The following is a 13,379-nucleotide window of genomic DNA, read 5'->3' as shown; positions in this document are numbered from 1 at the left end:
AGATGGCCGGCAGGCCAGAGGGGGCACCCGGAACACCGCCGTGGCAGCTCCAGCAAGTCCCCTCGCTTTAATCTATCCTACCGCGCCGACTGCCGGAAAATGGCTTCGGAGGCGAGCGACACGGTCTTGAACAGCAGATGCACCGACGAACCGACGAAAAGGCCGAGGGCGGCCGCCGAGCGTCGCGTGACCTCGCAGATCATCGCTTCGCCGCCGCAATCGACGGAGACCATGACCGAGCTTCCCTCCTCGCGCAGGCCGGTGACGACACCGGAGAGCCTGTTGAGCGTGGAAATGCCTTCCGGAAGGCCGGTCGCAACGACGATCTCGCTGACCGGCACGAAGACGCGGATATGGGTTCCCACCGCTACGTCGGTCTTCCTGAGGAAAAGCGGTCCGGCCCGGCTTTCCGCAAGAGTTATGCCGTCCTCCACGCTCTGGCCCGTGACGGTGGCATGCAGGAAATTACCCGGCTGGACACCTGCCCCGGGCGCAAGCACGTCAAGAACCTCATCCGGCGCACCGATCGCGGTGGCCCGGCCATGGGAAAGTGCCACCACGCGGGTCGCCAGACGGGCGACCTCCTCGAGAGAATGGCTGACATAAAGGATCGGGATGCCGACCTCGTCGCGGATGCGCTCGATATCGGGAAGGATCGCGGCCTTCAGCTCGACATCGAGCGCCGACAGCGGCTCGTCCATCAGGAGAAGACGCGGGTTCGACATCAGGGCACGGCCAAGCGCCACACGCTGCTTTTCGCCGCCGGAAAGGCCGGAAGGGCGGCGCGCGAGCAATCCGGAGATACCCAGCAGATCCGCCACGCGGTCCAGGCTTTCGCGGCGTTCGGCAGCCGGGGCAAAGCGGGTTCCGTAGAGCATGTTCTGGCGCACGGTCAGATGCGGAAAAAGCCGGCCTTCCTGGAAGACATAACCGATGCGCCGGCGGTGCGGCGGCACGAAACGGCCGGTCTCGCCGTCGCTCCAGACATCGCCGTTGAAAACGATGCGGCCTTTCATCGGCCGCACCAGTCCGGCGACGAGATTGATGAGCGTGGTCTTGCCGGAACCGGACGGGCCGAAGAAGACGGTCAGCCCCTGCCCGACCGAAAGATCGGCGACGAGATCGAAACTTCCCTGATGATGCACGATGTCGATGGTCAGCATCAGGCGCTCCCCATCCGCATCGCCAACCGGCGCGACAGGATTTCGGACGCCACCAGCGCCACCAGCGAAACGGCAATCGAGATGAGGGTCAGGCGCATGGCCTGGAGATCGCCGCCCGGCACCTGGGTATAGGTATAGATGGCCGAGGCCAGCGTCTGGGTTTCGCCGGGAATATTGGAGACGAAGGTGATGGTCGCGCCGAATTCGCCCATCGCCTTGGCGAAGGCGAGCACCGTTCCCGCCGCGATGCCCGGCAGGATCAAAGGCAGCGTCACGGTTACGAATACCCATGCGGGCGACGCGCCGAGCGTCGAGGCGGCCGCCTCCAGCTTGCGGTCGACCGCATCCAGCGACAGCCGGATGGAGCGCACCAGAAGAGGGAAGCCCATGACACCCGCCGCCAGCGCCGCACCGGTCCAGCGGAAGGAGAAGACAAGCCCGAACCACTGGTCGAGAAAGGCGCCGACCGCGCCGCGCCGGCCGAAGGTAATCAGCAGCAGGTAGCCCGTGACGACCGGCGGCATGATGAGCGGCAGATGCACCAGGCCGTTCAGCAGCGTCTTGCCGTAAAATTCCCGGCGGGACAGCAGCCATGCGATCAAGACGCCGAACGGCAGCGAGAAGGCCACGGCGGTTCCCGCGACCTTCAGGCTGAGCAGCATGGCTGTGGTTTCTTCGGCGGTCAGCGTCACGCAGCGGACCGCCTCTCGGTCAGGAACATGTCAGGACGTGGCCGGATATCAGTTGGTCTTGGCAAGCACCGTGAAGCCGGCTGCCGTGAAGATTTCCCGCGCCTTGGCTCCCTGGAGATATTCGAGGAAGGCTTTGGCGTCGGCATTCTGGGTGTCCTTCAGCAGGGCGGCCGGATAGATGATCGCAGGGTGGCTCGATTCGGGAAAACGGTCCACGACCTTCACTTCCTTTTCCACCTTGGCATCCGTTTCATAGACGATACCGAGCGGCGCTTCGGCGCGGGAGACGAGGAGAAGAGCCGCGCGCACGCTGTCCGCCTGGGCGACGTCGCTCTTGACGCTATCCCACACGCCGAGCTTTTCCAGCGCAGCCTTGCCATAGAGCCCGGCCGGCACCGATTCCGTGTTGCCCATGGCGAGCTTGCCACCGGCGAGAAGATCCTTCAGCGGGAAGCCTTCGGCAATCGTCGTGGCCACGGTCGAGTCCTTCGGGGCGACGAGGACGATGCGGTTGCCGAGCAGGTTGATGCGCGTGTCGGCGGCGATCAGGCCGGCCTTGTCGAGGTAGTCCATCCATTTCAGGTCGGCGGAGAAGAAGATGTCGGCCGGCGCACCTTCCTGGATCTGCTTGGCAAGCGCAGAACTTGCCGCCAGCGACACGCTCGTTTCCTTGCCTGTTTCGGCTTTCCAGGCGGCGGAGATATCACCCAGCACTTCCTTCAGGCTGGCGGCGGCGAAAACGGTGACCGGCTCCGCGGCGAAAGCGGCGGATACCGGCTGGGCGAGGACGGCGGCGGCAACGACCGCTGCCCGGGCAAGATTGCGGAAGGAACTGAAGGAAACGTGCATGAAAGGCCTCTCGATCTATCGATATATCTCAATGGATATATCGATAGCGAAAAAGCAATGCGGCGACAAGGGAGGGATCGACGGAAGAACCGCAAATATGCGCCGCGCCGGATCGTCCGCAGACATAAGAACCGGCGCCGGCGGCGAGGCTTTTGCGGCCGGCAGGCCGGCGCGAGCATCCGTCCCATTGGCCGACACATGCAGCCCGTTATTCACGTTTCCGAAACCCTGCCTCGTCCGAAAATGCTAACCATTTGACGTGGCAAAGTTTTTTTAACCGCAATTTTTAAGCTGTCCGGAACAGGGCACCGGTATGGTCAGGCTACAGAGGACGAAAAAGTCCCGATCAGAGAAACGCATGAAGCGCTCTCGGGTAAAACAAGGGTAGCATGAAGATGACGAACACGGTTATGAAGCCCGCATGGGCAGGAGCGACATTGCGGCTGGATCCTTCCCGTTTTCCGCAACAGGTCACCTACGCATTGCGCGGAACGTCCGGCGATGTCACCATTACGATTGACGAACGGGGCGCCGTTCTGCGAAAGATCCTGCCAGCCAGCGGATTGCCGCTCTCGTTCGCGCTGCCGGCCCGCGCCTTCAAGGGGGTCGCGGCCCGCGCGATCGACCATGGCGACGGGGAGGTTACCGTGACACTCGAACTGCACCACGACGATCCGGAACTCTGCATTCCGCTTCTGGTCGCCCATGATCTCTGCGATATCGCCGCCGACTGGCGCAACTGGTCGGATGCCTTCCGCATCCCCATGCTGATGGTCGAGGCTGACGGCATTGCCCGGCCGCTCGAGGATCATCTCGGCGAGGTTCGCGCCCGCGAAACCCAGCCGCGCCGCCGCCATTCCTATTTCGCCGACCGCCGGCCGCGTTTTCTCGTTCGCCGCACCACCGGCAAGCTCGGCGTCACGATGAAAATTTCCGGCAAGGAAATCATCGCCCGCAGCTGATCCTTCAGGGACAAGTTACAATCGAAAGGGTCCGGACGCCGTCCGGACCCTTTCATCGTTTCAGAACGGTACAAGCTCAGGCCGCCTCGGCCAGCTCGACCTCGACGGTGACGTGGGACAGATCGGGAATGCGGGCGAGTTTTTCGCGATAATAGGACGGCGCGCGCGGCTCGGCGGCCGTCAGCGAGACGATGGCGCCGTGATGGCCCGGACCAAGCTGCCAGACATGCAGATCGGCGATCTCCGCCCCTTCCGGCTCGATGATCGCGCGGATCTCATCCGGCAGACCTTCGCTACGCGGAACATAATCGAGGAGGACGCCGCCCGCCTCGCGCATGAGGCCATAGGCCCAGCGGCCGATAATCACCGTGCCGACAAGGCCGATGACCGGATCGAGCCAGAGCCAGCCGTAGAAACTGCCGGCGAAAAGGCCGGCAATGGCCAGAACCGAGGTCAGCGCATCGGCGATCACATGGACATAGGCGGCGCGCAGATTGGTATCTCCGCTACCATGCGCATGGCTGCCCGCATGGGCGTGGCTGCCGGCGTGATCGTGATGGTGGCCATGATGATGACCCTGGCCGGCACCGTTATGGTCATGATCGTCCCAGAGCAGCCAGGCGCAGACGAGATTGACCACCAGGCCGAGGATGGCGACCGCGATAGCCTCGTTGAAATCGATGGACACCGGATTACGGAAGCGCATCAGGCTTTCCCAGCCGATCAGAAGCGCCACCATGGCCAGTACGATAGCGCTCGAAAAGGCCGCGAGATCGCCGAACTTGCCGGTGCCGAAGGTGAAGCGCGCATTGCCGACATTCTGCAGCGCATAGCGGTAGGCGAGCGCCGAAATGAGGATGGCGCCGGCATGGGTCGCCATGTGCCAGCCGTCCGCCAGCAAGGCCATGGACCCGAAGAGGGTCCCGGCCGCGATCTCCCCCACCATCATCGCCGAGGTAATGGCAATGACGGCCCATGTCTTGCGCGCGTTGCGCTGGTGATCGGCACCGAGGAACATATGATGATGCCGGGCGGCGAGGCGGGGCTGACCTTCCGCATGGGCATCGGCATGCGGATTGGGATGTGAATGATCGTGATGGTGATCGTCGTGGCCGTGCGTCATTTCAGATAGCTCCTGATGACATCGATCAGTTCGGCGGCCCCCTTGGCGCGCTCGGGGTCCTCCTCGCGGTCGGGATTGACCACGTGTTCGCGAATGTGATCCTCGATCAGTTCCGCCGTCAGGCCGGTCATCGCGCCACGGACCGAAGCGACCATGTTGAGAATATCGCCGCAGGGCGCTTCCGCCAGCAGCGCGGTTTCAATGGCTTCCATCTGCCCCTTCATCCGTCTGACGCGGGCAAGCAGCTTTGCTTGATGCTTTATAGTATGACTCATACTATAGGGGGGTACCCTATTTTTCAGCGAAAGGCAAAAGCATATCGCCCGGCATTGCCGGGCGATCGATCAGGCCTTCATGAGATCGGGAAAATCAGGCGAAGGGAATGGCCAGCAGCAGGCCGGCAAACAGGATCACACCAACACGGTTGTTTGACTTGAACAGGGCAAGGCACTGGTCCGCATTGTCGATATCGATGACAACGATCTGCCAGGCCAGCATTCCCAGCGCGACCAGCAAACCGAGATAGGCAAATAAGCCCATGCCGGCGGCAACGAAGGCAGCCAGCAACAGCAGGAAGGTGACGCCATAAAGGGCGATCAGCCAGTAGCGCGTATCATCGCCGAACAGCCGCGCGGTGGAACGGACGCCGACGAGTGCGTCGTCCTCCTTGTCCTGATGTGCGTAGATCGTGTCGTAACCGATCGTCCAGGCCACCGCCGCAAAGTAAAGCAGCACGGCGGAGAGCGACAGCGAGCCCTGCAACCCGGCCCATCCCATCAGCCCGCCCCAGGAAAAGGCGAGACCGAGGAAGAATTGCGGCCAGTCGGTAAAGCGCTTGGCAAAGGGATAGATCGCGACGACCGCCAGCGACAAGATGCCCAGCAGAATGGAAAAGCCGTTGAAGCAAAGGAGGACGACAAGCCCCACCAGTGCCTGCGCCACCATGAAGAGCTTCGCCTCGTTGCGGCTGACCCGGCCGGACGGCAAAGGCCTGGAACGGGTGCGCGCGACCTGCATGTCGATGTCGTGGTCGACGAGGTCGTTATAGGTGCAGCCGGCGCCACGCATGGCAACCGAACCGAGGAAGAACAGGACGAGATGGAAAAGGAAAAGCGAAAAGGACAGGCGCCCTTCCGCGGCCAGCGCATTGGCGGCCATGGCCGACGACCAGAAGCACGGCCACATCAGGAGCTGCCAGCCGATCGGCCGGTCCCAGCGCGCGAGCTGCGCATAAGGCCAGAGGCCGCGCGGCAAGGTCCGGTAAACCCAATTGTCGGAAGGCGCGTCGGCGACGCGGCCCGCAAAATCACCTGTCTGTTGCATGGCGCCATCTAAAGGCGGCGCCGGAGCCGGGTCAAGCACGATCGGAGCCACGGGCCCGCAATCAAATACTCCCAAAAGGTGTATTTATCGATATTCACATCTTTTGAGGGATTTTACATTGCCTGAACCGATCATCGATGATTGTATTTGTTGAATGTGCAATCTTTGGGGGAATCGATGCGCAATCATATGCTCTTCATCGCGACATCCGTGACACTCGCCGGCTGCACCGCAGTCACCAAACCTCCCTCGCCGCCGACGCTGGAGAGCATACACCCCCCCGGCTATGCGACCGTGGCGCCCACGAGCGGAATCGAGGTCGGTCACCTCTACTTCTCCGGCAAGGGAAAGAGGCCGAAGTTCATGACCGCCGATGGCACCGTCTACAATGCCTTGTGCTACGACGACTTCCTGAAGACCGGCGCACTGAAGGATCTCGAAGCCCAAGTCGTCGTCGAGGACAAGGTTCGGGTCGACAAGAAGACGGAGAATGCCAGCAGGACGTCAAGCGCGGGCCTTTCCATCGACAAGCTTGCCAAACTGGGCGTGATCTCCGCCGACGCCAGTGCCAAAGGCTCGCGTATCTACACGATGGAAAACGTGCGGGAACTGACCTTGACGGAAGCCGGCGCCAAGCTCGTCATGGAGAAGATCGGCGGCGAATGCCGCGCAGTTATTGCCGAACGGAAGGCCGCGGGCAGCAATGTCATTCTCGTTCTCAATGCCTGGCGCGCCGACAAGCTGACCGATGTCACCAACCAGTATCTCGGCGGATCGGCTGGCTTGAGTGTCGGCGGCACGATCACGTCCAGCGACGGCAAGACCAAGGTGATCGGCAATGGCGGAGGGTTTGGCGGCGAAGGACGCCGCGACGGTACCACGGAATATTCCTATGTCGTCGTGTCGATCAACCCGGACAAGCTATAGGCGCCTGCCGTTCAGTCGAGGCTGAAGCCGAACTTGTAGCTGGCGGAAACGCCGAACATGAACTGGTTCTTCGAGCCCCGTTCGTCGACGAGCGTGCTGTCGCCGGCGGGGCCGACCAGCCGCGAATATTCCGCGAAGGCGCTGGTCGAGAGTTGTTCCGTCGCCCTCCAGGTCACCGCGGTGCCGACGCCGACCGACTGCCAGCCGCCATCGGGATCGTACTGGCCAAGGCCCGACGCGGCCGATTCTTCGGCATTCACGCCGAAATAGGCCTTGGAATAGCCGCTGGTGGCATAGCGGGCGCGCGGACCGCCGGAAATCTGGATATCGGGGGCGATGTCGGTGAAGACGTCGGCCGAAAGATCGGCGACGAGGCCGTCATGGCTGCGGATGCCCTGGCGCAGTTCGCCACGGAGGCGAACGAAATCGGTCGGATAGACGTCGACGAAGCCGCCGAGTTCGGCACCCCACTTGACGTCGGAGAGCCCCTCCAGGTCCCTGTAGTCGTCGGAGTCGCGCCCCGGAACGATCTTGCCGGCAACACCGGCACGGAACATGTCCGTGTCGACAATGGCAAAGGAAGCGCTGTCATTGCGCGAGGAGAAGCGCGAACCGCTTCCCTGGCGGCCAAGCGAAATGATCGGCGAGAACGACAGTTTCCGGCTGTCGGCGCCTTCGAACTTCGGGCCGGAAATACCGGCACCGCCAAGCGTCAGATACCAGTCACCAGACCAGAAATGTTCACCTGCATGACCTTCGGTGGCAAAAATGCTGAAAAAGCTCACGGAAACGAGGGCAAGCGACAGCTTTCGCATGGGTCGATCCTAGAAAACGCAATACTGAAATTCTGCTGACAGGCAGAGAGGATGCATCAAATTCGCACGAATGCATTACCGGAGCATTAACCACGAGGGGTCTTGCCCAGATCGAAATGCCGATAGAGCTCTTATTGCAACCTTCATGATAACATCGTGCGGCATGACGCTAGGGATGAAACTGCCAAAGAAACAATCCGGCGGGCGCATTTCCGTCCGCGATACGGCCGCCGGCGGTCCTAGAACTCGACCTTTTCCAGCGGCGCCCTTGCCCCTTCCATCACCTTCAGCCTTTCCTCCGCCTCGGCGATATAGTTGCGGTTGTCGGGCACGACGAACTGGCTCCTGGTGAGCTGCATCTGGAAGATGAAGAAGTTCTCGTGGCTGAAGGCCATTTCGGAACCGGCGAGATAAAACTCCCACATGCGGAAGAAACGTTCGTCATAAAGCGACACCACCTCGGCCTTGCGGGCAAGAAAGCGTTGGCGCCAGTGGCGCAACGTGTGCGCATAGTGATGCGGCAGGATCTCGATATCGCGGACGAGCAGGCCTGACTTCTCCACCGCAGGCAGGACCTCCGCGACGGACGGGATGTAACCTCCAGGAAAGATGTACTTTTCGAAGAAGGGGTTGTTGAAAAGCGACGGATAGGGCTGGCCGATGGAATGCAGCACCATCACGCCGTCTTCCTTCAGAAGCTCCGCAACCTTGGAGAAGAAGTGGCGGTAGTTGTGACGACCGACATGTTCGAACATGCCGACCGAGACGATGCGGTCGAAGGGCGCGGACCGCATCGTACGATAGTCCTGAAGGTCGAAACGAACCCGGTCGGAAAGACCGCGCTTTTCGGCCCGGCCGCGCGAAACGCGCAATTGTTCAGTCGAAAGCGTGATGCCGTTGACCTCCACACCCGCCATCTCGGCGAGATACATGGCCATGCCGCCCCAGCCCGAACCGATTTCCAGCACCCGCTGCTTCGGTTCCAGCAGCAGCTTGGCGGCAATGTGCCGCTTCTTGGCGATCTGCGCCTCGTCGAGGGAAATGCCTTCGGGATGGAAATAGGCGCAGGAATACTGCCAGTCCTGATCGAGGAAGAGGTCGAAGAGCTTGGCCGAGAGATCGTAGTGATGCGCGACGTTGCGGCGGTTGTGGTTGACCGGGAAAAGACCGCAGATCCGGGTCAGGCAGAAGCGCATAAGCCCGCGCCAGACCATGCCGAAGCTCAGATCCTCGGCAAGTGTATTCGATTTCACCAGAGCCAGAAGTTCGTATATGTCGCCTTCCTCGACGATCATCCGGCCGTCCATGTAGATTTCACCGAGCTTGAGCTGGGGATCGGCGACCAGCTCGTTTTCCGCCTTTTCGTCGGTGAAGCGCAGGGCTACCGGTTGGCCGCTGCCGTCTCCGATGGTCTTCGTCCGGCCATCCGCGAAGGTTACGCGGAAATTTCCTTTTCGGATGATCCTTGTCAGTAAGTCCTCAAGCCTTGAGGTCATTCATGCCCCCATTATGCCATTATACAAACGTCCAAAATCTATCGCGTCCGCGGGGCGAGGCAAGCGCGCGATTGTTATCGAAGCTTCATATTTTTTGAGGCATAGGGGACCGAAGGCCTGTGAACCAGGCCTTCGGCATTCATATTTCCGCGGAATTTTGCCGTGTTATTTCCGGCGCATGGCCTCCGCAAGCGCTGCGCCAAGCCCGCCGATGGCAGGCGTTTCCGCCTTGCCGCCCGGCTTGGCCCCGGCGTTGCGCATGTTGCCCTGACCACGATTGTCACGGGTTGAAGGCGGGGGAGCCTCCCCGCCGTCCTTGCGCATGGTGAGGGCGATGCGCTTGCGCTTCACGTCCACCTCGACCACGCGAACCTTCACGACGTCGCCCGCCTTGACCACCTCATGGGGGTCCTTGACGAAACGGTCGGCGAGCTGGGAAACATGCACCAGCCCGTCCTGGTGGACGCCGATATCGACGAAAGCGCCGAAGGCTGCGACATTGGTGACGGTGCCTTCCAGCAGCATGCCGGGCTTGAGATCGGTGATCTCGTCGACGCCCTCGGCAAAGGTCGCCGTCTTGAAGCTCGGGCGCGGGTCGCGGCCCGGCTTGTCCAGTTCGGCGATGATGTCCTTGACCGTCGGCAGGCCGAACTGCTCGTCGATGAACTTCCTCGGATCGAGGCTCTTCAGCAGGGCGCTATCGCCCATCAGGCTGCGCAGGTCCCGGCCGCAGGCGGCCACGATCTTCTTCGCCACGCCATAGGCTTCCGGATGCACGGAGGATGCATCGAGCGGCTCGATGCCATTCGGGATGCGCAGGAAGCCGGCGCATTGCTCGAATGTGCGGGCGCCGAGACGCGGCACCTTCAGCAGCTCCTTGCGGCTTTCGAAAGCGCCGGCCTGATCGCGATAAGCGACGATGGCTTCGGCAATCGAGCCGCCGAGACCGGACACGCGGGCAAGCAGCGGCACCGAGGCCGTATTGAGGTCCACGCCGACGGCGTTCACCGCATCTTCCACGACCGCATCGAGCGAGCGGCCGAGTTTGCCCTGATCGACGTCGTGCTGGTACTGGCCGACGCCGATCGACTTCGGCTCGATCTTCACCAGTTCGGCCAGCGGGTCCTGCAGGCGGCGGGCAATGGAAACGGCGCCGCGCAGCGATACGTCGAGCCCCGGGAATTCGCGGGCGGCCGATTCCGACGCCGAATAAACGGAAGCGCCGGCTTCCGAAACGATGACTTTCGTCGGCTTCGCGGCGGTCGACGGAAACTGCGACAGCATGTCGGCCACCAGTTTTTCGGTCTCGCGGCTGCCGGTGCCGTTGCCGATGGCGATCAATTCCACCTTGTGCTTGCGGATGAGGCTGGCGAGTTCCGCCTGCGCACCACGCACATCGTTCTTCGGCGGGAAGGGATAGACGGTCGTCGTTTCCAGCAGCTTGCCGGTGCCGTCAACGACGGCGACCTTGACGCCGGTACGGATGCCCGGATCGAGACCCATGGTGGCGCGCGAGCCGGCGGGGGCGGCCAGCAGCAGGTCCTTGAGGTTGCGGGCGAACACATGGATCGCCTCTTCCTCGGCGCGCTCGCGCAGTTCGCGCATCAGATCGAGCGACAGCGAAACGGAGAGTTTCACCCGCCATGTCCAGCCGGCGACCTCCATCAGCCACTGGTCGGCGGGACCGGCCTGACGGATCTCATAGGCTGCGGCGATAGTGCGCTGGGCCGGCTTGACCGGCGACGGATCGTCCTTGTCGACCTCGATCGAAAGCGTCAGCATTTCCTCGTTCCAGCCGCGCAGCATGGCGAGCGCGCGATGGCCAGGCACGGTTGCCCAGCGTTCGGAATGATCGAAGTAGTCGGCGAATTTCTCGCCGGCATTCTCCTTGCCTTCGACCACCTTCGAATAGAGGACGGCGCGCTCCTTCATGTCGTTGCGCAACCGGCCGATCAGGTCGGCATTTTCCGAGATCGCCTCGGCGACGATGTCGCGCGCACCTTCGAGTGCCGCCTTCACATCCGCAACGTCGGCGGTGATATAGGCCTCGGCCAGCGTTGCGGGATCGGCGGCGCGGTTGGCCCATATGGCATCGGCAAGCGGCTGCAGGCCCCTCTCGCGGGCAATCTCCGCGCGGGTGCGGCGCCTCGGCTTGTAGGGGAGATAGATGTCCTCGAGCTCCGCCTTGGTGGCGACTTGGAAGATCTTCACCATCAGTTCGTCGGTCATCTTGCCCTGGGAGGTGATCGATTCGACGATTGCCTTGCGGCGCGCGGCAAGCTCGCGCAGATAGGTGAGCCGTTCCGAGAGATCGCGCAACTGCGTATCGTCGAGGCCGCCCGTCACTTCCTTGCGGTAGCGGGCGATGAAGGGCACGGTCGCACCTTCGTCCAGCAACTGCACGGCGGATGCCACCTGATCGGGGCGGGCCTTGATCTCGGAAGCGATGATCGCGGCGATGGATTTGATGTCGTCGGCCATGGTGATCCGGTCTTCTCCAAATTTGCGAGCCGCGACCATAGCGGCAGCGGCGATGAAGGCAACGCGGGCGCCCGGGGTTCCACAGGAAAGCACCGGTATCCCAAATGACGCTTTTCGCCTTGACCTTTCGGTCCCCTGCCCTTAACCGCCGGGATCATGGCATTCGGAGGGCAGGCGATGAAAGTTCTGTTGATCGGGTCTGGCGGACGCGAGCATGCGCTCGCCTGGAAACTGGCGCAATCGCCGCTGATGGAGGCATTCTATGCTCTGCCCGGCAATCCGGGTATCGGAGAGCACGCCACCCTCGTGCCGATTTCCGCGGACGACCAGGAAGAGATCCTCGCCTTCTGCCGCGGCCACGAGATCGACTTCGTCGTCGTCGGGCCGGAAGCGCCGCTGGTCGCGGGCCTTTCAGACAAGCTGCGCGCCGAAGGCTTCGCCGTCTTCGGCCCCTCCGCCGCCGCGGCCCAGCTCGAGGGCTCCAAGGGTTTCACCAAGGATCTGTGCGCCCGTTACGACATCCCGACCGGCGCCTATCAGCGTTTCAACAACGCTCCAAAGGCCAAGGCCTATATCCGCGCGCAGGGCGCGCCCATCGTCATCAAGGCCGACGGACTGGCCGCCGGCAAGGGCGTGACGGTCGCCATGACCGTCGAGGAAGCGCTGGCGGCGGTGGATGACTGCTTCGAGGGTGCGTTCGGCGAAGCCGGCGCGGAAGTCGTGGTTGAAGCCTTCCTCGACGGCGAGGAGGCGAGCTTCTTCTGCCTCTGCGACGGCAAGACGCTTCTGCCGCTCGCAACCGCACAGGATCACAAGCGTGTCGGCGACGGCGATACCGGCCCGAACACCGGCGGCATGGGCGCCTATTCGCCCGCTCCGGTGATGACGCCGGAACTGGTGGAGCGCACCATGCGCGAGATCATCGAGCCGACCATGCGCGGTATGGCGGACATGGGCATGCCGTTCTCCGGCGTGTTCTTCGCCGGCCTGATGATGACCGCAAAGGGCCCCGAGCTCATTGAATACAATGTCCGCTTCGGCGATCCGGAATGCCAGGTGCTGATGATGCGGCTGAAGAGCGATCTCCTGCCGCTGCTTCACGCCGCGGCCACGGGCCGGCTGCACGAGGTTTCCGCCGAGTGGCGGGACGAGGCGGCGCTCACCGTCGTCATGGCTTCCAGGGGCTATCCCGGCTCCTACGAGAAGAACACGCCGATCGGCACCCTGCCCGAAGCCGATGGTGATGCCAAGGTTTTCCATGCCGGCACGGCGCTGAAGGACGGAAGGCTCGTCGCCACCGGCGGGCGCGTTCTGAACGTCACCGCGCTCGGTGCGAGCGTCGCTGCGGCCAAGGACCGCGCCTACGGCCTTGTCGACCAGGTCTCCTGGGAGAACGGCTTCTGCCGCCGGGATATCGGCTGGCGCGCCATCGGTCGGGAAAAGGGCTGACAGGCCCGCAGTGCCGTCAAAAAACGACACATCGGTAAAATTGTAGCGATGCATCTGACCGGATAGCAACGAAAGGTGGCTATTTTCCCCTTGAAAGAC

12 protein-coding genes are annotated in these 13,379 nt (G+C 62.6%); 3 read left to right on the top strand and 9 right to left on the bottom strand.

Features of this window, described 5'->3' with window-relative positions:
• Nucleotides 1-77: 77 nt before the first annotated feature.
• From modC to modA, 3 genes are all read right to left on the bottom strand, one after another.
• Nucleotides 78-1,163 carry a molybdenum ABC transporter ATP-binding protein gene (modC, locus tag ACLBKR_RS02860; RefSeq protein ID WP_414900562.1) on the bottom strand — a complete coding sequence of 362 codons (1,086 nt, stop codon included), beginning with the start codon at nt 1,161-1,163 and terminating at the stop codon, nt 78-80.
• Nucleotides 1,163-1,825 carry a molybdate ABC transporter permease subunit gene (modB, locus tag ACLBKR_RS02855; protein ID WP_244712160.1) on the bottom strand — a complete coding sequence of 221 codons (663 nt, stop codon included), beginning with the start codon at nt 1,823-1,825 and terminating at the stop codon, nt 1,163-1,165. Before modB ends, modC begins: the two co-directional genes overlap by 1 nt.
• Before the next feature lie 78 nt (nt 1,826-1,903).
• Nucleotides 1,904-2,704, bottom strand: a complete 801-nt coding sequence (modA, locus tag ACLBKR_RS02850; protein WP_113443623.1) for a molybdate ABC transporter substrate-binding protein — start codon at nt 2,702-2,704, stop codon at nt 1,904-1,906.
• A gap of 395 nt (nt 2,705-3,099) precedes the next feature.
• Here modA and ACLBKR_RS02845 point away from each other — a divergent pair, with 395 nt between their 5' ends.
• Nucleotides 3,100-3,666, top strand: coding sequence for a DUF6101 family protein (locus ACLBKR_RS02845; RefSeq protein ID WP_112829144.1), 567 nt, complete (start codon nt 3,100-3,102; stop codon nt 3,664-3,666).
• A 76-nt stretch (nt 3,667-3,742) separates the two neighbouring features.
• On the opposite strand, the gene dmeF is transcribed toward ACLBKR_RS02845, so the two are convergent.
• The 3 genes from dmeF to ubiA form a co-directional block, all read right to left on the bottom strand.
• Entirely contained in the window at nt 3,743-4,684 is a 942-nt protein-coding gene (dmeF, locus tag ACLBKR_RS02840; protein WP_414901711.1) for a CDF family Co(II)/Ni(II) efflux transporter DmeF, read from the bottom strand.
• Between the two features lie 101 nt (nt 4,685-4,785).
• On the bottom strand, nt 4,786-5,064 hold the full coding sequence (locus ACLBKR_RS02835) for a metal/formaldehyde-sensitive transcriptional repressor (protein ID WP_112828992.1): 279 nt from the start codon (nt 5,062-5,064) through the stop codon (nt 4,786-4,788).
• Nucleotides 5,065-5,158: 94 nt separating this feature from the next.
• Nucleotides 5,159-6,112 carry a 4-hydroxybenzoate octaprenyltransferase gene (ubiA, locus tag ACLBKR_RS02830; RefSeq protein ID WP_113443633.1) on the bottom strand — a complete coding sequence of 318 codons (954 nt, stop codon included), beginning with the start codon at nt 6,110-6,112 and terminating at the stop codon, nt 5,159-5,161.
• A gap of 177 nt (nt 6,113-6,289) precedes the next feature.
• On the opposite strand from ubiA, the gene ACLBKR_RS02825 reads away from it, so the two are divergent.
• Nucleotides 6,290-7,039: a hypothetical protein gene (locus ACLBKR_RS02825; RefSeq protein WP_113443621.1), complete on the top strand. Its 750-nt coding sequence runs from the start codon at nt 6,290-6,292 to the stop codon at nt 7,037-7,039.
• 11 nt (nt 7,040-7,050) lie between these two features.
• Here ACLBKR_RS02825 and ACLBKR_RS02820 read toward each other — a convergent pair whose 3' ends face one another.
• From ACLBKR_RS02820 to ACLBKR_RS02810, 3 genes are all read right to left on the bottom strand, one after another.
• A complete protein-coding gene (locus ACLBKR_RS02820; RefSeq protein ID WP_113443620.1) occupies nt 7,051-7,854 on the bottom strand; it encodes a MipA/OmpV family protein in 804 nt (267 codons plus the stop codon).
• A gap of 239 nt (nt 7,855-8,093) precedes the next feature.
• The gene (locus tag ACLBKR_RS02815) at nt 8,094-9,350 is read right to left on the bottom strand and encodes an SAM-dependent methyltransferase (RefSeq protein ID WP_113443619.1); all 1,257 of its coding nucleotides are present in this window, start codon (nt 9,348-9,350) and stop codon (nt 8,094-8,096) included.
• 165 nt (nt 9,351-9,515) lie between these two features.
• Nucleotides 9,516-11,831, bottom strand: coding sequence for a Tex family protein (locus ACLBKR_RS02810; RefSeq protein WP_113447916.1), 2,316 nt, complete (start codon nt 11,829-11,831; stop codon nt 9,516-9,518).
• A 177-nt stretch (nt 11,832-12,008) separates the two neighbouring features.
• On the opposite strand from ACLBKR_RS02810, the gene purD reads away from it, so the two are divergent.
• Entirely contained in the window at nt 12,009-13,280 is a 1,272-nt protein-coding gene (gene purD, locus ACLBKR_RS02805; protein ID WP_113447917.1) for a phosphoribosylamine--glycine ligase, read from the top strand.
• Nucleotides 13,281-13,379 lie beyond the last annotated feature (99 nt).

The sequence above is a fragment of the Paenirhizobium cremeum genome (assembly GCF_047553425.1).
Taxonomy (GTDB): domain Bacteria; phylum Pseudomonadota; class Alphaproteobacteria; order Rhizobiales; family Rhizobiaceae; genus Allorhizobium; species Allorhizobium cremeum.
Note: the sequence above shows the minus strand (reverse complement) of the source record. Positions and strands in the feature narration are given on the sequence as shown.

Bases quoted from the DNA above. Each gene is read 5' to 3' on its own strand.
- dmeF (WP_414901711.1), bottom strand. From the start codon at position 4,684: ATGTTCCTCGGTGCCGATCACCAGCGCAACGCGCGCAAGACATGGGCC.
- purD (WP_113447917.1), top strand. From the start codon at position 12,009: ATGAAAGTTCTGTTGATCGGGTCTGGCGGACGCGAGCATGCGCTCGCC.
- ACLBKR_RS02810 (WP_113447916.1), bottom strand. From the start codon at position 11,831: ATGGCCGACGACATCAAATCCATCGCCGCGATCATCGCTTCCGAGATC.
- ubiA (WP_113443633.1), bottom strand. From the start codon at position 6,112: ATGCAACAGACAGGTGATTTTGCGGGCCGCGTCGCCGACGCGCCTTCC.
- modB (WP_244712160.1), bottom strand. From the start codon at position 1,825: ATGCTGCTCAGCCTGAAGGTCGCGGGAACCGCCGTGGCCTTCTCGCTG.
- ACLBKR_RS02835 (WP_112828992.1), bottom strand. From the start codon at position 5,064: ATGAGTCATACTATAAAGCATCAAGCAAAGCTGCTTGCCCGCGTCAGA.
- ACLBKR_RS02820 (WP_113443620.1), bottom strand. From the start codon at position 7,854: ATGCGAAAGCTGTCGCTTGCCCTCGTTTCCGTGAGCTTTTTCAGCATT.
- ACLBKR_RS02845 (WP_112829144.1), top strand. From the start codon at position 3,100: ATGACGAACACGGTTATGAAGCCCGCATGGGCAGGAGCGACATTGCGG.
- ACLBKR_RS02815 (WP_113443619.1), bottom strand. From the start codon at position 9,350: ATGACCTCAAGGCTTGAGGACTTACTGACAAGGATCATCCGAAAAGGA.
- modC (WP_414900562.1), bottom strand. From the start codon at position 1,163: ATGCTGACCATCGACATCGTGCATCATCAGGGAAGTTTCGATCTCGTC.
- ACLBKR_RS02825 (WP_113443621.1), top strand. From the start codon at position 6,290: ATGCGCAATCATATGCTCTTCATCGCGACATCCGTGACACTCGCCGGC.
- modA (WP_113443623.1), bottom strand. From the start codon at position 2,704: ATGCACGTTTCCTTCAGTTCCTTCCGCAATCTTGCCCGGGCAGCGGTC.